17 protein-coding genes and 1 tRNA gene are annotated in these 17,767 nt (G+C 64.3%); 10 read left to right on the top strand and 8 right to left on the bottom strand.

Annotated features, from left to right (window positions below; genetic code table 11):
- Nucleotides 1-121 precede the first annotated feature (121 nt).
- The gene (locus RX330_RS15100; protein ID WP_317243498.1) at nucleotides 122-976 is read right to left on the bottom strand and encodes an AraC family transcriptional regulator; all 855 of its coding nucleotides are present in this window, start codon (nucleotides 974-976) and stop codon (nucleotides 122-124) included.
- A 240-nt stretch (nucleotides 977-1,216) separates the two neighbouring features.
- Between RX330_RS15100 and RX330_RS15095 the strand changes: the two genes are divergently transcribed.
- Genes RX330_RS15095 through RX330_RS15085 form a run of 3 tightly spaced genes read left to right on the top strand, consistent with a single transcriptional unit; the run spans nucleotide 1,217 to nucleotide 5,021 of the window.
- Nucleotides 1,217-3,388: a molybdopterin-dependent oxidoreductase gene (locus RX330_RS15095; protein WP_317243497.1), complete on the top strand. Its 2,172-nt coding sequence runs from the start codon at nucleotides 1,217-1,219 to the stop codon at nucleotides 3,386-3,388.
- Between the two features lie 2 nt (nucleotides 3,389-3,390).
- Nucleotides 3,391-3,696, top strand: coding sequence for a ferredoxin family protein (locus RX330_RS15090; protein ID WP_317243496.1), 306 nt, complete (start codon nucleotides 3,391-3,393; stop codon nucleotides 3,694-3,696).
- Complete coding sequence (locus RX330_RS15085; RefSeq protein WP_317243495.1) at nucleotides 3,693-5,021, top strand: FAD-dependent oxidoreductase; 1,329 nt, start codon at nucleotides 3,693-3,695, stop codon at nucleotides 5,019-5,021. The genes RX330_RS15090 and RX330_RS15085 overlap by 4 nt, the downstream gene beginning before the upstream one ends.
- Before the next feature lie 130 nt (nucleotides 5,022-5,151).
- Here the strand turns inward: RX330_RS15085 and RX330_RS15080 are convergent, their stop codons facing one another.
- Nucleotides 5,152-5,790, bottom strand: coding sequence for a pyridoxamine 5'-phosphate oxidase family protein (locus RX330_RS15080; RefSeq protein ID WP_317243494.1), 639 nt, complete (start codon nucleotides 5,788-5,790; stop codon nucleotides 5,152-5,154).
- 266 nt (nucleotides 5,791-6,056) lie between these two features.
- Here RX330_RS15080 and RX330_RS15075 point away from each other — a divergent pair, with 266 nt between their 5' ends.
- Nucleotides 6,057-6,794 carry a TrmB family transcriptional regulator gene (locus tag RX330_RS15075; protein ID WP_317243493.1) on the top strand — a complete coding sequence of 246 codons (738 nt, stop codon included), beginning with the start codon at nucleotides 6,057-6,059 and terminating at the stop codon, nucleotides 6,792-6,794.
- A gap of 321 nt (nucleotides 6,795-7,115) precedes the next feature.
- Here the strand turns inward: RX330_RS15075 and RX330_RS15070 are convergent, their stop codons facing one another.
- Together RX330_RS15070 and cysE are read right to left on the bottom strand one after the other, a co-directional pair.
- The gene (locus RX330_RS15070) at nucleotides 7,116-7,334 is read right to left on the bottom strand and encodes a DUF3126 family protein (protein WP_007602550.1); all 219 of its coding nucleotides are present in this window, start codon (nucleotides 7,332-7,334) and stop codon (nucleotides 7,116-7,118) included.
- 132 nt (nucleotides 7,335-7,466) lie between these two features.
- Entirely contained in the window at nucleotides 7,467-8,291 is an 825-nt protein-coding gene (cysE, locus tag RX330_RS15065) for a serine O-acetyltransferase (protein WP_212081408.1), read from the bottom strand.
- Nucleotides 8,292-8,567: 276 nt separating this feature from the next.
- On the opposite strand from cysE, the gene RX330_RS15060 reads away from it, so the two are divergent.
- Nucleotides 8,568-9,944, top strand: coding sequence for a hypothetical protein (locus RX330_RS15060; RefSeq protein WP_317243492.1), 1,377 nt, complete (start codon nucleotides 8,568-8,570; stop codon nucleotides 9,942-9,944).
- A gap of 121 nt (nucleotides 9,945-10,065) precedes the next feature.
- On the opposite strand, the gene RX330_RS15055 is transcribed toward RX330_RS15060, so the two are convergent.
- A complete protein-coding gene (locus RX330_RS15055) occupies nucleotides 10,066-10,479 on the bottom strand; it encodes a hypothetical protein (RefSeq protein WP_212081410.1) in 414 nt (137 codons plus the stop codon).
- Between the two features lie 107 nt (nucleotides 10,480-10,586).
- On the opposite strand from RX330_RS15055, the gene RX330_RS15050 reads away from it, so the two are divergent.
- Nucleotides 10,587-11,522 carry a LysR family transcriptional regulator gene (locus RX330_RS15050; RefSeq protein WP_317243491.1) on the top strand — a complete coding sequence of 312 codons (936 nt, stop codon included), beginning with the start codon at nucleotides 10,587-10,589 and terminating at the stop codon, nucleotides 11,520-11,522.
- A 91-nt stretch (nucleotides 11,523-11,613) separates the two neighbouring features.
- Here the strand turns inward: RX330_RS15050 and RX330_RS15045 are convergent, their stop codons facing one another.
- Together RX330_RS15045 and RX330_RS15040 are read right to left on the bottom strand one after the other, a co-directional pair.
- Nucleotides 11,614-12,369, bottom strand: coding sequence for an alpha/beta fold hydrolase (locus RX330_RS15045; RefSeq protein WP_212081412.1), 756 nt, complete (start codon nucleotides 12,367-12,369; stop codon nucleotides 11,614-11,616).
- Between the two features lie 125 nt (nucleotides 12,370-12,494).
- Complete coding sequence (locus tag RX330_RS15040) at nucleotides 12,495-13,631, bottom strand: hypothetical protein (protein ID WP_317243490.1); 1,137 nt, start codon at nucleotides 13,629-13,631, stop codon at nucleotides 12,495-12,497.
- A gap of 305 nt (nucleotides 13,632-13,936) precedes the next feature.
- Here RX330_RS15040 and RX330_RS15035 point away from each other — a divergent pair, with 305 nt between their 5' ends.
- Together RX330_RS15035 and RX330_RS15030 are read left to right on the top strand one after the other, a co-directional pair.
- Nucleotides 13,937-14,182, top strand: a complete 246-nt coding sequence (locus RX330_RS15035; RefSeq protein WP_007602543.1) for a zinc-finger domain-containing protein — start codon at nucleotides 13,937-13,939, stop codon at nucleotides 14,180-14,182.
- A 19-nt stretch (nucleotides 14,183-14,201) separates the two neighbouring features.
- Nucleotides 14,202-15,404 carry an FAD-dependent monooxygenase gene (locus RX330_RS15030; protein WP_317243489.1) on the top strand — a complete coding sequence of 401 codons (1,203 nt, stop codon included), beginning with the start codon at nucleotides 14,202-14,204 and terminating at the stop codon, nucleotides 15,402-15,404.
- 17 nt (nucleotides 15,405-15,421) lie between these two features.
- Here RX330_RS15030 and RX330_RS15025 read toward each other — a convergent pair whose 3' ends face one another.
- Nucleotides 15,422-15,844 carry a twin-arginine translocation pathway signal gene (locus RX330_RS15025; protein ID WP_317243488.1) on the bottom strand — a complete coding sequence of 141 codons (423 nt, stop codon included), beginning with the start codon at nucleotides 15,842-15,844 and terminating at the stop codon, nucleotides 15,422-15,424.
- A gap of 174 nt (nucleotides 15,845-16,018) precedes the next feature.
- Between RX330_RS15025 and RX330_RS15020 the strand changes: the two genes are divergently transcribed.
- Both RX330_RS15020 and RX330_RS15015 read left to right on the top strand, forming a co-directional pair.
- Nucleotides 16,019-16,107, top strand: a tRNA-Leu gene (locus tag RX330_RS15020).
- Between the two features lie 156 nt (nucleotides 16,108-16,263).
- Nucleotides 16,264-17,766, top strand: coding sequence for a hypothetical protein (locus RX330_RS15015; RefSeq protein ID WP_317243487.1), 1,503 nt, complete (start codon nucleotides 16,264-16,266; stop codon nucleotides 17,764-17,766).
- The last annotated feature ends 1 nt before the right edge of the window (nucleotide 17,767 follow it).

Below are 17,767 nucleotides of genomic sequence, written 5' to 3'. Positions count from 1 at the left end.
TTGAATCTGACCGTAACCCGTCGGGCAAAGCACGGGCATGACCATCATGCGGCGCTGGACGTAGCCCGCCTTCGCAGCCTTATCGACGCGAGAGGCTCGTGACCGCCAGATCCCTGCGCCGTCAGTCGCGGACCTTGTTCGCCCGGTAAAGGCTCGGCGTCGTCCCGACCGACTTGCGGAACGCGCGATTGAAATTGGCCTGCGACGAAAATCCGGTGGCATAGGCGATATCGACGAGCGGACGATCGCTGCCGGACAGGAGCCGCTTGGCGAGATCGAGACGCTGGCGGCTGACATATTCATGCGGCGCCACTCCGGTTGCCGCCTTGAAGCTGCGCGAGAAATGCGCCGGGCTCATGCACGCCACCGATGCTAGATCCTTCACCGTGAAATCACGCTCGACGGATCCATCGATGAACTCGATCACGCGCGACAGCCGTTTGGCGTCGAGCGGCCTTTGACCAGCGCTGAGCTGCCGGAGCCTGACGGCAGTGGCCGAGTAGCTGTGCACCAGATGGGCCGACAACGCGCGCCCCAGGCTTTCGATCAGGAGCCGGCCGGTGGAAGTCTCCTGTTCGAGTTCGGCCAGGATCCGGTCCGCAACATGCTCGATGAACATGTCCTGATCGATGGTCTCATAGCGGATCGAGATGCCCGACGGGTCGATGTCGAGATCCCTGAGCATGGTGTCGTCGAACGGCTTGCCGGGAAGGAAGAGATGCAGGCATTCCTGCATCTGGCTCTCGACCCGGATGAAGTCCTCGCGGATGCCGGCCGGGCAAAGCCACACGGTGCCCCTTCTGCCGAAGGTGCGCTGCCGCATACCGCCGCCTTCGCGGTCGACGACCGAGTTGCCACGGAGCAGGATTGCGATCTCGGTGTCGCGCGGCAATTGCGGTGGCAGGTCGCCGGGCTCGTGGCTCCATCGCTCCGCGAGCAGGTGCGACCACCGCCGGTCATTGGACGTCTGAAGCATTCTGCCGGTCACATATTTATCGACAGAGTTGCCGAGCATACCCATCGTAGATCTCCGCCAGATAGCGCGACGTGGGGGCAACGGTATTGCTAAGTCCAGCAATAACCATGCCAGAGATCCGACCAGCCGTCCACGGGCCGAGAGCAGTCCGGGACAACAACACCGCACGTTTGGAAAAGCCAGGTCGTGCCCGGGCACCGCATGCTCGGCACCGTCTTGAATCAGGAGGCGGAGAGATCCATGGCCCGAACCACGGTAATAGGCGCGTGCCCCCACGATTGCCCGGACACCTGCTCCATCCTGACCACGGTCGAGGATGGCAAGGCGATTGCCGTGCGCGGCAATCCCGATCATCCGTTCACGCGCGGACGGCTCTGCGTCAAGGTCAACAACTACGAGGAGCGCGTTTACAGCGACAAGCGCGTCCTCCATCCGCTGAAACGGGTCGGCCCGAAGGGCGCCGGACAGTTCCAGCGGATCTCCTGGGACGAGGCCATCGAAACCATCGCATCCCGATGGACGTCCACCATCGCCGAGCACGGCGCGCAGGCGATCCTGCCCTACAGCTATCTGGGCACCCAGGGCATCATCAACGGGCTGAACGTCGGAGATCCCCTCTTCAACAAGCTCGGCGCAACGGTGCTCGAACGCACGTTCTGCGATTCCGCTTCATGCACCGCCTACATGATGACGATCGGGCATACCCCCGGCGTCGACCCCGAGAGCTTCGTGCACTCGAAATACATCATCCTGTGGGCCTGCAATACGCTGAGCACGAACTCGCATCACTGGCCGTTCATCGAGCAGGCGAAGAAGGCCGGTGCCAAGCTCGTGGTGATCGATCCCGTCCGCACCCGCACCGCGCGCCTCGCCGACTGGCACATTCCGATCCGTCCCGGCACCGACGCAGCGCTCGCGCTGGCCATGATCCACGTCATCATCAAGGAGAATCTGGTCGACCGCGATTACGTCGACAAGCACACCGTCGGGTATGACGAGCTGGCCGAGCGGGCGTCGATCTACACACCCGAATTTGCCTCCGAGGAAACCGGCATTCCCGTCGACGATATCGTCAGGCTGGCGCGGGAATATGCCACGACACCTCCGGCCGTCGTGCGCATCGGCGTCGCGGTCGAGCGGCATGCCGGCGGAGGCCAGACCGTGCGCGCGATCGCCTGCCTTCCCGGCCTGATCGGCGCATGGAAGCATGTCGGCGGCGGCCTGCTCCAGCTTCCGATCTGGGCATTTCCGGTCAGGTGGGACGTGCTGATGCGTCCCGATCTCCAGCCGGAAAAAATGCGCGTGCTCAACTCCTGGCGTCTCGGCGCGGCGCTGACGGGCGAGCTCGGCTTCGATCCGCCGATCAAGGCGCTGTTCGTCTACAACGCCAATCCGATGGCGATGGTGACCGAACAGGGCAAGCTCGAAAAGGGCCTGGAACGCGAGGATCTCTTCACGGTCGTCAGCGAGCACTTCCTGACCGACACCGCCAGATATGCCGACATCGTTCTGCCAGCGACCACGCAGCTCGAACAGAAGGACATCCTGTTCTCGTGGGGACACCTCTACCTCTCCTACAACAACCAGGCGATCGAGCCGCTCGGCGAAGCCGTTCCGAACACCGAACTGTTCCGCCGCATCGCGCGCGCGATGGGCATCACGGACCCGACCTTCTTCCGGTCCGACGAGGAGATCATCGCCGCATCGCTCGACTGGAGCAGCCCGGTGCTCGACGGCATCTCGCTCGAGGACGTCAAGGCCAAGGGCTATGTGCGCCTCAACATGCCCGCGCCGGCGGACTGGGCACCGCACCGCGAGGGCAACTTTCCGACCGCCTCCGGCAAGTGCGAGTTCAAGTCGACGATCGCCGCCGGAGGCAACTTCGTGGTGCCGCTGTTCCGCCAGGGTTACAATGGCGACCAGGACGGAGCGCCGGTCGATCCCCTGCCTCACTACATCCGGCCGAACGAGAACCCGCGCTCGGCGCCCGCGCTCGCAACCCGCTATCCGCTCAGCCTGATTTCGCCGAAGAGCCACGCCTTCCTGAATTCGAACTACGGCAACCTGCCCGCGCAAACCGCACAGGCCGGCGAGGAACAGGCGGTGCTCCTCAACCCCGACGATGCGGCACAACGCGGCATCATCGCAGGCGCCCCCATCCGCGTGTTCAACGATCGCGGCTCGTTCGAGGCATTCGCGACCGTCTCCCCCGACATCATGCCGGGCGTCGTGGTGGCGCCATCCGGCTACTGGCAACGATCGAACCGCAAGGGAGCGACCGTCCACGCGCTGACGCCCCCGGCCTTCGCCGACCTCGGTCGCGCGCCGACCTTCTCCGACATCCTCGTCCAGGTCAGTGGCACCCAGCTCAGTAGCGTCCATGTCAGTGGCGCCCAAGCCAGCGGAGCCTGACGATGACTTACGTGGTCACCGACAATTGCCGCGGCTGCCGATACACGGAATGCGTCACCGTCTGCCCGGTGGAGTGTTTCCACGTCGACGACGCCATGACCTATATCGACCCGGAAAACTGCATCGACTGCGGTGGCTGCGCGCCGGCCTGCCCTGTCGGCGCGATCGAGCCCGACTATCGTCTGGCTGCGGACAAGAAATTCTGGATCGACGTCAATCGCAAACGCGCGGCCGAAACTCCCGTGTTGAGCGCACGTCTGGCGCCTCTGCCGGGCGCAGACGAGCGCAGACTGGCGCTGGGCCGATGACGGACCTGGCGTCGGACGTCGATGCCGGCATGTTCCGCGTCGCTGTCGTCGGCAGCGGGCCGAGCGGCTTCTACGCCGCCGAAGCGCTGCTGCGCTCCGGCGCGTCTGTGGCCGTCGACATGTTCGAGCGGCTGCCGGTGCCCTACGGGCTGGTGCGGTTCGGCGTTGCTCCCGACCATCCAAAGCTCAAGCAGGTCACGATCGCCTTCGACAGGATCGCGAGGACGCCTGGTTTTCGTTTCGTCGGCGGCGTCACGATTGGAGACGACGTCACGGTCGACGAGCTCCGCGAGGCCTATGACGCCGTCGTGCTCGCGACCGGCGCAGATCTCAGCCGGCCTCTGGACATTCCGGGCGAGACGCTGCCAGGGAGCCACAGCGCCGGCGATTTCGTCGCGTGGTACAACGGCCACCCCGAATTCGCCGATCTCAAATTCGATCTCGATCACGAGGCGGCGGTGATCATCGGCCATGGCAACGTCGCTCTCGACGTCGCACGCATTCTCGCCAAGTCCGCCGACGAGTTGAGCCAGACCGACATCGCGCGCCATGCGCTCGAAGTTCTGGCGGAGAGCCGGATTCGCCAGATCGTCATCATTGGCCGCGGCGGGCCGGCACAGGCGAAATTCACCGCGAAGGAATTGCGTGATTTCCTCGAATTGAGCGCATGCGACACGCTGGTCGACAACCGCGGGATCGGTCCGAACGAATTCGAGCCGCAGATTTCCGGAGATCCGGAGCTCGCCGAAAAACTGTCGCTGCTGCGCGCGTTCTCGCGGCAGACTGCAACGAGGCCACGGCGCTGTCTCTTTCGATTTGGCCTCTCACCTGTCGCAATCGAGGGACGCGGCCGGGTCGAGACGGTCGCGCTCAGGAACCGGTCGGGCGTTATCGAGGAGATCGCGTGCGGCCTCTCGTTCGGCAGCATTGGCCGCAGGACGACGCCACTCGCGGGCGTTCCCTATGACGCACAGCGCGGCGTCCATGCGAACATCGATGGGCGCGTTACGAAGGGCCTTTCGGTGATCGAGGGGCTCTATGTCTGCGGGTGGAGCAAGCGCGGGCCGAACGGCACGATCGGCACCAATCGCGGCTGCGGGATGGCGACGGCGGAGGCCGTTCTGGCCGACTTTGCCCATCTGCGGACGCGTTCGGATACGCCCGACGCACTGCTTGCACGGATCGCCGGCCGGGTGGCACGCGTCGTGAGCTACCCTGACTGGATGGCGATCGATACGGCCGAGAAACGCAGGGGAGCCGCGCTCGGCAAGCCACGGGAGAAGTTCGTCACGGTTCCCGACATGATCGCGGCGGTGGGCGCGTGACCCGGCGGGGCCACGACGACTATCGCGCACCAAAGAAGGCTCGCGAGTTGAATGCACCGTCACTGAATTCTCAACAGGCTCCTAAGAGAGAATGAAGTACTGCGCAGCGACGAGGAGGCGTCGCGGTTACTCAAGACTCTCCGGAATCGCGCGTCCATACCTCGTCCCGATGCGGATCGTTCGCCGGCAGGATATTTCTGATGTAGTCCCTTCGCTTCCACTCCGGAGCAGGAGGCAAGCCTGCCTGTTCGCGCGGAACATGCGGAGACGCGGCGTTTCCAGCGATATCGGGGATGTACCGCGGACAGTTCGGATAAAGCTCGCACTCGATTCGGACGACGAATTTCGCGCCATAGTGCCGCGCCAGATATTCCGGCTCAGCATGAACTGACGCCCGGCCATTGATCCGTATCCGCCGGCTCTTTCCGTCAAACCTCACGAACAGGAGCCCAACGTTCGGGTTCTTTCGGATGTTGCCGAGGGTACGGTACATCGAATTCCCGTCGTATTCGGGATACTCGATGACGTTTTCTCCAACGATCTTCACGAAGCCCGGATCTCCCGACTTGATACTACAATCGACGTATTCTCCGAACGCCGATGCAATAAAGAAGAACTGCGCGCCTTCTATCCATTCACGTTCATCGTCCCAAAAGCTGTAATGCTTGCGATGACGCTCTATGGCCTCGGCAACCCTTCGGCCGTCGAACTCGTCTTGAAATTCCCGCATTCCTTCATGGAAGAATGGACGATCGGCGAGCGAAGACATTTTGAAACCTCGAGTTCGGGAGGCCGGAATTGACCGGCGGCCGATGCTCAGCATCAGCCGGCAAGACCGATTGCAGACCAACGCGGGCGCAAAGCAAGACAACGCGGCGTCGAGCCTCCAGCCAGCGTACAGGCCACGAGCCAACGTGTAGGCCACGACATCGTTTGTCAATTTCTTTTGACTAGTTTGGAGGTCAGAACGCCCTTTTCAGTAGAGCAGGCTCCTATTCGATTGACTTTCTGTCGAAACTTCTCGACACGGGATCCATGATCGAAAGCAAATTGGCATCACTCGGCCTCGACGAGAAGGAACGGCGCTTCTATTTGGCCACGCTGCAACTTGGTTTGGCATCGGTCACTGAGATTGCGGCCCGGGCAGGCGTGACACGGACAAACGGGTACGACCTGCTGGCCCGGCTCGAGGCACGAGGACTGGTCAAGCAAACCACCGGGAACGGTGCCCGCCACGTCGTTGCCGAAGATCCGATCGTTCTCATCTCGAATTGGGAGCGGACCAGGAATACCCTCGACAGCCTCGTACCGGAACTGCGCTCGCTGTTCAACGCGGCGGCGACAAGGCCGCGCATCCGGTTCTACGAGGGCACGGAGGGTATCGAGCGCGCGCTGTGGGAGACGCTCGAATGCCGATCTGGCACCCTGCTTGGCGTCCTCTCGATGCCCGAGTTGCTCGAGGTCCCGGGCGTGGAAGGCATGCAGAAATACATTACCGAACGGGTCAAACGCGGGATACGGCTCCGGGTGCTGCGATCCCGAGGTCGCGAGACGGCCAGGATTTGGCCCAGTTCGCAGGCCGAACTCCGGGAGTTGAGGTATGCTCCGCCATCAATCGATCTGGGCATGACGATGTACCTCAACGACGATACCGTCACCTACTTGTCGTCCAAGCGCGAGAATTATGGCCTCATCGTAGAAAGTGCGGAATTTTCTGCGCTCTCGAGGGCCCTGTTCGAGGGACTTTGGACGATCAGCACGAGCAAGCCTTAGCGGAATCGACTTCAGAAACTTTCCGCGGAGAGATTCTGGATTGCTTCGCTGCGCTCGCAATGACGATGTGGAGAGAGCGCGCCTTGATATCCGGTGCATGCCCGGACGCAGCGCAGCGTCTCGTCGACGATGCGCTGCCGGGTCGGGGCCCATCTCTTGCAGATGCACCGTGCGGCTCTTGGGTCCCGGCTCTGCACTGCAACGCCGTAAGCGCGTTTACGCGCGTCTTCGACGCGCCATGGGGGCGCCGCAGTGAGACACGAGAGAGCGAGCCGTGCCGGCGACGTTTTCGCTTCGCTCGCAACGGCGGCGTAGCAACGTCTATTCCTGATCGACGAGATCGTCCTCGAGGATCGCCATCTGGAACTGGAACGAGCGATCGTCGTCCTCGTCGTCGACGAACAGCACGCCGATGAACTCCTCGCCGATATAGACCTCGGCGGAATCGTCCTTCTTCGGCCGCGGCACGACGCGGATCTTGGGATTGCCGAATACGCGCTTCAGATATGCGTCGAGCTTTCTGACTTCTTTGACGTCCACGGCAAGTCTCCGATCGAAAAATGGTCGGCGGGTTTTAGGACGAGACGCGACGAACCGCCAGCATGAATTGCCAAAGAATTTGGGGATCGAAAGGGTCGGAGAATCCGGCCCTTTTTCAACGTCAAAGCCGCCTCAGAGTCCCATGGCGTTGATCATCTGGTCCATGGTGCGCGAGGGCTCGGCGCAGCCGGCCTCGCCGACGATCTTGGCGGGCACGCCCGCGACCGTGACGTTGTGCGGCACGGGCTTGACCACGACCGAGCCGGCCGCGATGCGCGCGCAATGACCGATCTCGATGTTGCCGAGGATCTTTGCGCCGGCGCCGATCAGGACGCCGTGGCGGATCTTCGGATGGCGGTCCTCGTTCTCCTTGCCGGTGCCGCCGAGCGTGACGCCATGCAGGATCGAGACATCGTCCTCGATGATGGCGGTCTCGCCGCAGACGAAGCCGGTGGCGTGGTCGAGGAAGATGCCGCGGCCGATGCGCGCGGCGGGATTGATGTCGGTCTGAAACACCGCGGAGGCGCGGCTCTGGAGATAATACGCGAAATCCTTGCGGCCCTTCAGATAGAGCCAGTGCGCCAGGCGATGGGTCTGGATGGCGTGAAAGCCCTTGAAGTAGAGCAAGGGATCGATGAAGCGCGAGGTCGCGGGATCGCGGTCGTAGACGGCGACGAGATCGGCGCGGAAAGCGTTGCCGAGATCGGGATCGTCGCGCAGCGCCTCGTCATAGGTCTGGCGCACCAGGTCGCCCGACATTGCGGAATGATCGAGCCGGTCGGCGACGCGGTGGACCACCGCGTCTTCCAGGCGGCTGTGATGCAGCACCGTCGAATAGATGAAGGTCGCAAGCTCGGGCTCGCGATGGACGATGTCCTCCGCTTCGCCGCGGATCCGGTCCCAGATCGGATCGAGCGATGCGAGCTTTGCTCCCGGATTGACCTGATGCACTGCCATGGAATTGCTCTTTCGAATGGGCACGTTTTATCGACTCTATAGCACAGTCTAGGCGACAAAGTCCCGACCGGCTTGCCTGAGAGTGAACAGCACCTTGCCTCACGAAAGCATGCCAAGGCTTTGAAAAACAAAGATTTCTTCTGAGCCCCCGAAGCGGCAAGTCGGCTCAAAATGGTCAGAGTCTTGCCAAATTCAAGCGGGGCGGCGTCAAACTATTGGTGAATTCTCTGCCGACCGTTATTGCGGGCAGGGTCGGACGTGAGGACGAGAGCGGATTTGAGCATCACCACCGATCAATTGCGCGCGCGCGCCGCGGGTACGTTTTGGCTGCGTCTGGCGGCAATCGCCCTGCCCCTGCTGATGATCGCGCCGGCGTTCTGGAACGGCTATCCGCTGTTGCAATGGGATACCGGCGGCTATCTGGCGCGCTGGTACGAGGGCTATCTCGTCCCCAGCCGCTCCACGGTGTTCGGCCTATATCTGCACTATGGCGAGAGCTTTGGTTTCTGGATCAACCTCGCCCTCCAATCGCTGGCGACGCTGTGGCTGCTGCAGCTCACCTTGCGCGTGCTGGGATTGATGCAGACCTCCCGCTTCGTCGCAATCAGCCTCTGCCTGATCCTGACGACCGCGCTGCCCTGGCTCGCCAGCATGCTGCTCACCGACATCTTCGCCGGGCTCTCGATCCTGTCGCTGTTCCTGCTGGTCATCGGCGGGCGACGGACATCGACGCTCGAAAAGATCTCGCTGTTCGTCTTCACCGCCTTTGCCGCGGCGACGCATAGCGCCACGCTCGGCGTGCTGCTCGGTCTTTGCGCAGCGGGCTGGATGGCGCGGCCGTTTCTGAAGGAGCGCCTGCCGCTGGCGGGATTGGCGCAGGCGAGCCTCACCATCGCCGTGGGCGGGGTGATGCTGGTGTCGGCGAATTATGCGTTGTCCGGCAAGCTGGCCTGGACCCCCGGCGGTTACGGCGTCGCCTTCGGCCGCATGATGCAGGACGGCATCGTCGCACAATATCTCAACGACCGTTGTCCGCGCGAACGCTACAAGCTCTGCCCCTATCGCAACGAGCTGCCGGCGAGCGCCGACGAATTTTTGTGGGGCAAGAGCATGTTCAACACGCTCGGCCGTTTCGAAGGCATGAACGAGGAGATGGGCTACATCGTCGTGCAGTCGCTCAAGGACTATCCTGCCTGGCAGGCCGGCGCGGCGCTGCGGGCGATGGGCCAGCAATTGCTGCACGTCGCGACCGGCGAAGGCACCAATGGCTGGATCCCGCACACCCGTGGCATCGTCGAGCGCTACATCCCCGCGCAGGCCGCGCCGATGCGCGCGGCGCGGCAGCAGAATTGGCAGCTCGACTTCACCGCGATCAACTGGGTGCACGTGCCGGTGGCGCTGGCCTCGATGCTGGCGCTGGTCGTGCTGCTCGGCAACGCTGTCGCGAGGCGCCGGCTGGACGACCTGACATTGCTGGCGGCGACCGTGACGCTGGCCCTGCTCGGCAACGCCTTCATCTGCGCCGTGATCTCCGGTCCGCACGACCGCTACGGCGCGCGGATGGTGTGGGTCGCGACGTTCGTGGTGCTGATGGCGCTGGGGCGCTCGATCGGCGACGACCACCCCGCGCACGAGACCTCAGCCCCGTCGTGAAGGAAAATCCAGGACGCCGGCGGAGCGGGTCTGATATGACGGTGAAAGTGCAACAATCCCCACATCTGACAGCTCTGGCCAGGACAAGCATTCTGCACCGTCACCGCAATTTCGCAATTCTTCACGCCGCCTTGGCGAGCGCCAGCAGCCGGAAATCTTCGAGCGCCGCGTGCCGATGCGGGGCGACTTCGCGCTGGTAAGTCTCGGAGTCGACGATGGAACGGAAGGTGGCGAAATCGCCGTATTCATTGATCGCCGCTTCGTCCCAGCGCTCACCTGGCGAGCCGACGAGGCTCGCCAGGACCGGGACGGAAAACATCCGCACGAGCGGCTTGCCCACCGCAAGACGGCGGAATGCCGGCCTGTAGCGTTCATTAAAGGCTTCGCGGCCCGAGCAAGGCGCGGCGTCGAATCCGTCCTCGTAATGCGCCTGCGCGCGATAGCGCAGCAGATTGAGCATGTAGATCGGCTGTCCGGGTGGGATAGCCCGCTCGGCGGCGTCGAGGGCTTGCAGGGTGATTTCGATGAGATTCATGGGACTTCCCGCGTTTCCAGCGCCGCAGAATGCGCGCCGACGCTCCCGATTTAGCTGTCCGGAAACGGCCCTTGTAGTGACGGCGTAGCCATGACTATGTGGACTGCATGTCCACAACAGCCTTGCCTCCCGATCTCTCCCGTCTCCTCGCCTTCGTCCGCGTCGTCGAGGCGGGCTCCTTCGCCGAAGCCGCGCGGCGGGCGGGAACGACCACTTCGGCGATGTCCAAAGCGGTCGCTCGTTTCGAAAAGGCTCATGGGTTGCGGCTGTTGCATCGCTCCACGCATTCGTTGGCGCTGACCGACGAAGGCGACAGGCTGATGACGGCGGGACGCGCGTTGGTCGAAAGTCTCGCCCGTGTCCAATCCGCGCTCGGCGACGTCGCGCGCGGCGACGGCGGACGGGTGCGCGTGACCGCCCCCGCCTCGTTCGCGCGCGCCTGCATCCTGCCGCGACTGCCCGCGTTCCTGCGGGAACGGCCGGAGATCGAGATCGAGGTCAAATTCCGCAACGAGATTCTCGATCTCGCGGCGGAAGGCGTCGACATCGCGATCCGCTCAGGGCCGCTCGACCGCGCGCCCGGCCATCAGGCGCGGCGGCTTTGCACGTTCTCCTGGATCGCCTGCGCCTCGCCTGCCTATCTGAAAGCGCGCGGCGCGCCGGCGACTCCCTACGAGCTGTCCGCGCACGACCATGTCGGCTTCCGCAATCCCGCGAACGGGCAAATCCTGACCTGGCGCTTCGCCGACCCGCGCGGCAAAGCACCCATTCGCGTCACGCCCAAGCCCAAGCACATTTGCGACGACGCGCACGCTTCGCTCGCTTTGATCACGAACGGGTTCGGAATCGGCTGGGGCCCGGCGTGGGTCGTCAACGAAGACCTTCGCAGCGGCCGGCTGGTCGAGGTGCTGGCGCCCTGGCGCGCGCCTGGGGAACCCCTGTGGATGCTGCGCGCCTCCGGCCGCCGCCCGCCCCTGCGCACACAGCGCGTCATGTCGTTCCTCACCACGCTTCCCGCCGCGTTCAGCGACAAGGCGGGGTGAGGCATTGGCTGTCACCGAAATCTGGGCGACAGAACCCGAGCTCCGGTCCTAAGAATTAGCAGGCGAAGACCCCTCTTGAATCTTTGCCAACTCAGCCGCGGCGGGAGAGGAAGTCGAGCACGCCGGTCTTGTAGACCTTGTCGCCGACGGCCCGCATGTGGTCGCGGTTCGGAATGTCGAGCACTTCCGAACCTGGAATGATCGCGCCGAGCGCGCTCGCGGAGCCCGCGACGTCGTCAGTGGTGCCGACCGCGATCAGCACCGGCACCTCGATGCGCGCAGCCTGCTGTCTCGTCATGACGTCGCGCGTGCCGCGCAGGCAGGCGGCGAGTGCGCGATGGTCGGAGCGGGTCTGGTCCGCAAAAGCGCGAAAGGTGCGGCCCATGGGATCGGTGACGTCGTCCAGCGAAGGAGCCTCAAGCGCCTTCGCCACGTTCTCGCCGGGGCCGGTGCCCTCGATCAGGCCGCCGATGCCGATGCCGCCGAGGATCGCCGAGCGCAGGCGGTGCGGCTCGTTCAGCGCGAGCCACGCCGTCATCCGCCCTCCCATCGAATAGCCCATGATGTCGGCCTGCGGGATGGCGAGGTGATCCATCAGCGCGAGCACGTCGCCGGCCATGGTCGGAATCGAATATTGCGCGGGATCGTAGAGCTTTGCGCTTTCGCCGTGGCCGCGATTGTCGAGCGCGATGACGCGGCGGCCGTTCTTGCGCAGCTCCGAGACCCAGGTCGGATAGACCCAGTTCACGTTCTTGCTCGAGGCAAAGCCGTGCACCAGGATAATCGGATCGCCCTCGCCTTCATCGAGATAGGCAATTTCAACGGCGCCGTTGTGAAAGCTCGGCATCATCAGTTCCGTGAGGTCTTGAGGGGGATAGGTCGATCTTAGAGCACGATCCGCAAAACAGTGCAGCGGTTTTTCGGCAAGATCATGCCCAAACAATAGCCCTGATGCGCGATGACGATCGGGCTTCAGGCCCTGACGGCGGTATCCGCGAGAGCGGATTCGGCGGCCACCTGCGCCCGGCGAAGCCGCCGCGCGCGCCTGCGATCGCACCAGGCCTGGGTCAGGCGCTCGGTGGTGGCCTTGATCGAGGACAACAGGCCGAACAGCGTCAGCGCTGCGCCGAACAGCCAGAGCGTCAGATTGAACGCGCCGGTCGCAAGCAGCAGCGCGCCGCGGCCGAGCAGCTTCATGATCGCACGCGTCTTGCTGCCATGCACGTCCGCAAGCCGCACCGCGCGCGCGACGTCCTTCGGACCTTCGGCGATGCGCAACGTATCCATCGCGCCGCGCGTGCCGGTCTTCCCGGCGACGCGCGTGACGTCCTTGCCGAGCCGGACCAGCGCGCCGGCCTTCTCGGCGCGGAACGCAGCCTTGATCGCGCTCACGGTCTCTCCGGGGCGGAACACCGAACCCTTGGCCAACGCATTCTGAAGCATCGGCGTGTCCACGACCTCGCGCGCGGAGCGGCCGGCCCACGCGGCGAGTCCTTCGCCGAGCCGTCCCACCTTGCGCGCGTCCTTCACGAGCGTCAGCCCGGCGCGCACCGGCGCAGCGCCGCCGACGGACACATAGGTTGCCGCGGTCACCGCAAGGCCGGCTGTGGCGAGGCCCAGCACCAGGCTGTCGACGTCCTCGCCCATCGCGAGATGCTTGCCCTCCCGCACGACGTCCCTGATGTCACCGAACACGAAGAGATCGCCGGCCACCGTCCCGGACAGGCTCGCGACGTCGTCGGCATTTCCGGTGACGAGGCCGGTGGCAAAACGCTTAGCGAATTGCGAGGTGGAATTCTGTTCCTTGACCGCATCGCTCACGCGGCTCAGGAGGTCATCCGGCAACGCGATGTTGCGGTCACGCGCGAGCGCGACAAAACTGTCGGCAAGATCGGCATCGCCAGCGGCGAGCGCGGCCTCGATGTTGTCCTGAACCAGCTGTTCGTTCTGCCGCAGCAATGCATCGAGCTTCAGCTCGGAGAGCACGGCCGGATCATCCTGGGCGGCGAGGATCGCGCCGGCTTCACGGGCGTGCGGCGCTACCTGCGCGAGCATGAAGCTGCATGCCGCGACGCCGGCCAACGCTGTGCTGATTCGCAGCCATTTCATGCGGAAAACCTGGAGAGTCCTGAAATCGTTGACCTGACGATTCGTCTTTCGTCGCAAATGCGCTCATCCGAAGACATAGTATGCCAAAATTGCGACACAACGTCCCCGACGAAAGAAGGGCTTCTCTCAGGCCCCAAGATTGTGTCGAATTTGCATGAGCAATTGAGCATGGGGCAATTGCGGAGCTTTCGGTTCCGCTGGACTAGCAATCATCTGCACCCGCCAGTATGGTCCGCGGCGCCTTAAAGATGCCGCGTCAGTTCGTGATTGTGTCTGCCGCCATTGCCACTCCAGGATGAGTTACGATGTCCGACCATGTCGTCCCGCACTTCCACAACGATGCCGGTGTCCCCGTCATCGAGATCGGCTCGCAAGAGTTCATGTGCGTGGGCGCCAATCCTCCGTTCGACCATCCGCACGTCTTCCTCGACCTCGGCAACGACAACGAGATCATCTGCCCCTATTGCTCGACGCTGTACCGTTTCGCGGCCGACCTGAAGGCGGGCGAAGCCCGTCCGCCGGAATGCGTGCTGAAGGACAAGGTGGCCTGACCGCATCCATCGGTCAGGGGTGGCGCTCTCCCGAACGATTGTCATCGCCGGTGCCGGCATCGGTGGACTGACGGCTGCGCTTGCGCTCGCGGCCCGCGGCTTCCGCATCGTCGTGCTGGAAAAGGCCGAGCGGCTCGAGGAAGTCGGTGCCGGCCTGCAGCTCTCCCCCAATGCCAGCCGCGTGCTGGTCGAGCTCGGCCTCGCCGAGCGCCTCAAGGGGCGGGCGGTCACCCCGGAGGCTGTCTCGATCATGAGCGCGCGGGCCGGCGGCGAGCTGCTGCGCATGCCGCTCGGTGCAGCGGCATCGGCGAGCGCCGGCGCGCCCTATTGGGTGGTGCACCGTGCCGACCTGCAATCCGCGCTGGCCGGCGCCGTTTCCGACCATCCCGACATCGACCTGAAGCTCGGCGCGACCTTCGAGGACGTCGCGCCTCATGCCAAGGGACTGACGGTGGTCCATCGCAGCGGCACGATCCGCCGCAGCGATCTCGCCAGTGCGCTGATCGGCGCCGACGGCATCTGGTCGACGGTGCGCCAGCATCTGTTTCCCGAGGTGCAGCCGCGCTTCTCCGGACTGATCGCCTGGCGCGGCACGCTGGACGCCACGCAACTGCCAAAGGATTACACCGCGCGCCGGGTGCAGCTCTGGATGGGGCCGAACGCCCATCTCGTCGCCTATCCGATCGCCGGCGGACGCCAGATCAACGTGGTCGCGGTGCTGCCGGGCACCTGGAACAGGCCGGGCTGGAGCACGCCCGGCGACCCCCGCGAGGTGACGGACGCCTTCGCCGGCCCGCGCTGGCCGCCATCGGCGCGCATGATGCTCGCCACGGTCGACAACTGGCGGAAATGGGCGCTGTTCGGCGTCCCCGACGGCTGCCCCTGGAGCAAGGGCCCGATCGGGCTGCTCGGCGATGCCGTGCACGCGATGCTGCCGTTCGCGGCACAAGGCGCGGGCATGGCCATCGAGGATGCCGCCGTGCTCGCCCGGCATTTGAGCCTCGAGACCGCCGAGAGCACCGCGGGCATCAGTGCGGCGCTGAAGCAATACGGCCGCACGCGCCAGGCGCGGGTGCGGCGGGTGCAGCGGACCGCGCGGCAGCAGGGCCGCATTTATCATCTCGGCGGGCCGCTTGCGGCCGCACGCGATCTTGCGATCCGCGCGCTCGGACCGGACCGGATGCTGGCGCGGCAGGACTGGATCTACGGCTGGCGGCCCTGATCGAAGCGCAGCCGGATTCAGCGGGCCGCTTTCCCGGATTTCGATGCGGATTTGGCAGGGGCCGCGGGCGATGCCTCAGGGGGCGTCAGCTCAGGCGGCGTTTCGCGGCACTTGTTGCGACGCCAGGCGTCCTCGACCAATTGGGCCTGTCCGCGCACCGCGATATAGTCGTTGCGATAGGCGAGCTCGGACACGACGGCGCCGCCCGCCCCGGTCTCGGCCTTCTCCATCAGCCCCCGCAGATCGTCAGTGCGCTTGGCGAGCGCCTTGCGCTCACCTTCCAGCTGCTTGCAATCGTACAGTTCATACTTGGCGGGATCGGCAAAGGCCGGCGCGACCGTCTCGCTCATGCTGGCGCAGCCGGACAGTGCGCCGCCGGCTGCAAGCAGCGCCAGGACCGCGCCAAAGCCGCGCGGCGAAGAGGAAAACGAAGCAACCATGCCGGATGAATAGCCCCCGTGAATTGAGAATGCCTAAAGCAACAACAGATGTCCGGATTGAGGCTTTGCCTTGTGGACCCGGCTCGCTTAAGGAAGAACCGTCCCTCCGAACACGCTCAGCGCCAATTCCAGACGGCCGGAGATGGACTTAAGTGTTTGATCTCGTTGGATCAAGCGGGCATGGCGGAATTGGTAGACGCAAGGGACTTAAAATCCCTCGGTGCGCAAGCGCTGTGCCGGTTCGACCCCGGCTGCCCGCACCACGAGATTTGACGGCGGCGAGACCGGTTGAAAGCCCGGCGCGGGCCTTTACTCGGCTTTAGTCCGTCTTCCCCTAAATCGAACCATGTCTGCCCCGTCGATGCAGACCCAGGGACATGCAGGGCCTGGAGCTATTGGCTTCGATGGTGAGAGCTCCAATGGATGCGCGCGAGGATTGGTCCCGGTCGGGGATCGGCAGCGGACAAGCAGCGTCCGGGCGTCTCCTGCACGGGGCCGCGGTCTACGTCTTCCTGATCGCCTTCCTCTGCGTGTTCTACCTGTCGAACGGACCGCTTCTGCTCGGCCATTATGATCTCGGCTGGCACCTCGCCGCCGGAGACCTGATCAGGCAGCGGGGCGAAGTCCCCTTCCAGGATCCGTGGGCATTCACCCTCGGCGACAAGCGATGGTACAATCTGTCCTGGCTCTGGGACGTGATGGCCAGCGCGCTGTATCAGCACGCCGGCTTTGCCGGGATCGTCCTCATGGTGGTCGCCTGCGGCGCGATCATCGCAGGATACCTCGCCTTCTGCGGCGTGAGCTGCGGCGCATCGCCCCTGGCGGTTTGCATCGCGGTGTTCGCCGCGTGCCTGCTCTACCCCTGCTACGAAGCCTCGCCCAACATGTATCTGGCGGCATCGCCGAACATCGCGACCATGCTGTTCGCGGTGGTGTTCTACGGGGAATGCCTGCAGCGGCGGGGATGGTTCCTGTTGCCCCCGATGATGATCCTCTGGGTCAACCTGCATGGCGGCTTCATGCTCGCCTTCCCGATTCTCGGCATCTTCGGTGGGTTCGCTTTGCTGCGGCGGGACTGGGCGAACTTTCGGAACTACTGCCTTGCGGGCGTCGGGTGCCTGATCGCGATCTTCGTCAATCCGCTGGGATGGCACGTCTATGACGGCGTGAGGGCGACGCTGGGTCATTTCGTCCAGGCCGATATCAGCGAATGGCGATCGTACTTTCACAACATCGAGCTGCCGGGCAGCATACCCGGCATCGCCTATGCGCTGACCTTCGCTGCGCTGGAGCTGCGATACCGAAACTCCACGCGCGTGCCGCCCGAGGCGCGCGTGCTTGCGTGGCTGTTCCTGGTTCTGGGTCTCTATCAGTTCAGATACGCCGCGTTCTTCTTCATCTTCTCGAGCGTCCCGATGGCGCTTCACATCGACCGGCTGCTGCCGAAACGGCTGTCGGGCTCCGAGGTCCAGCGCGCGATGCTGGCGGCCGGAATCGTCGGCATCCTGTTGCTGCCTTTCACGTTCGTGCAGGTGAGACCGGCCCTGACATTGCCCGACATGCTCTCGGAGGAGGATGCCCGCTACCTCGTGGCGCACAGCTCGCAGGCGCGCCTGCTGAACCACTGGAACATAGGCGGGCTCCTGATCTTCAGGACGAAAGGGTCAGTGCCCGTCTTCGTCGACGGCCGGGCGGCGACCGCCTACCCGGACGAGCTGCTGCGCGACTATCTCAAGCTGATCCAGTGGGACATCGATGAGGCCACCTGGGACGGGGTGATCAGCAAGTATGGGATCGATGCCGTGCTCTGGATCAGAGCACATGACCCGCTGCGGCACTTCCTGGTCAGCGAGAGAGGCTGGAAAGAGGAATATACCGGCGCGTATGTCAGCCTCTACACCCGGCAAAAGGCCACGCGGTAAG

It is taken from the genome of Bradyrhizobium sp. NDS-1 (assembly GCF_032918005.1).
GTDB lineage: Bacteria > Pseudomonadota > Alphaproteobacteria > Rhizobiales > Xanthobacteraceae > Bradyrhizobium > Bradyrhizobium tunisiense.
The sequence above is the reverse complement of the archived record's forward strand: the minus strand, read 5'-3'. Positions and strand labels throughout refer to the sequence as shown.

Bases quoted from the DNA above. Each gene is read 5' to 3' on its own strand.
- RX330_RS15015 (WP_317243487.1), top strand. From the start codon at position 16,264: ATGGATGCGCGCGAGGATTGGTCCCGGTCGGGGATCGGCAGCGGACAA.
- RX330_RS15080 (WP_317243494.1), bottom strand. From the start codon at position 5,790: ATGTCTTCGCTCGCCGATCGTCCATTCTTCCATGAAGGAATGCGGGAA.
- cysE (WP_212081408.1), bottom strand. From the start codon at position 8,291: ATGGCAGTGCATCAGGTCAATCCGGGAGCAAAGCTCGCATCGCTCGAT.
- RX330_RS15025 (WP_317243488.1), bottom strand. From the start codon at position 15,844: ATGGTTGCTTCGTTTTCCTCTTCGCCGCGCGGCTTTGGCGCGGTCCTG.
- RX330_RS15055 (WP_212081410.1), bottom strand. From the start codon at position 10,479: ATGAATCTCATCGAAATCACCCTGCAAGCCCTCGACGCCGCCGAGCGG.
- RX330_RS15035 (WP_007602543.1), top strand. From the start codon at position 13,937: ATGTCCGACCATGTCGTCCCGCACTTCCACAACGATGCCGGTGTCCCC.
- RX330_RS15050 (WP_317243491.1), top strand. From the start codon at position 10,587: ATGTCCACAACAGCCTTGCCTCCCGATCTCTCCCGTCTCCTCGCCTTC.
- RX330_RS15090 (WP_317243496.1), top strand. From the start codon at position 3,391: ATGACTTACGTGGTCACCGACAATTGCCGCGGCTGCCGATACACGGAA.
- RX330_RS15075 (WP_317243493.1), top strand. From the start codon at position 6,057: ATGATCGAAAGCAAATTGGCATCACTCGGCCTCGACGAGAAGGAACGG.
- RX330_RS15100 (WP_317243498.1), bottom strand. From the start codon at position 976: ATGCTTCAGACGTCCAATGACCGGCGGTGGTCGCACCTGCTCGCGGAG.
- RX330_RS15045 (WP_212081412.1), bottom strand. From the start codon at position 12,369: ATGCCGAGCTTTCACAACGGCGCCGTTGAAATTGCCTATCTCGATGAA.
- RX330_RS15085 (WP_317243495.1), top strand. From the start codon at position 3,693: ATGACGGACCTGGCGTCGGACGTCGATGCCGGCATGTTCCGCGTCGCT.
- RX330_RS15095 (WP_317243497.1), top strand. From the start codon at position 1,217: ATGGCCCGAACCACGGTAATAGGCGCGTGCCCCCACGATTGCCCGGAC.
- RX330_RS15040 (WP_317243490.1), bottom strand. From the start codon at position 13,631: ATGAAATGGCTGCGAATCAGCACAGCGTTGGCCGGCGTCGCGGCATGC.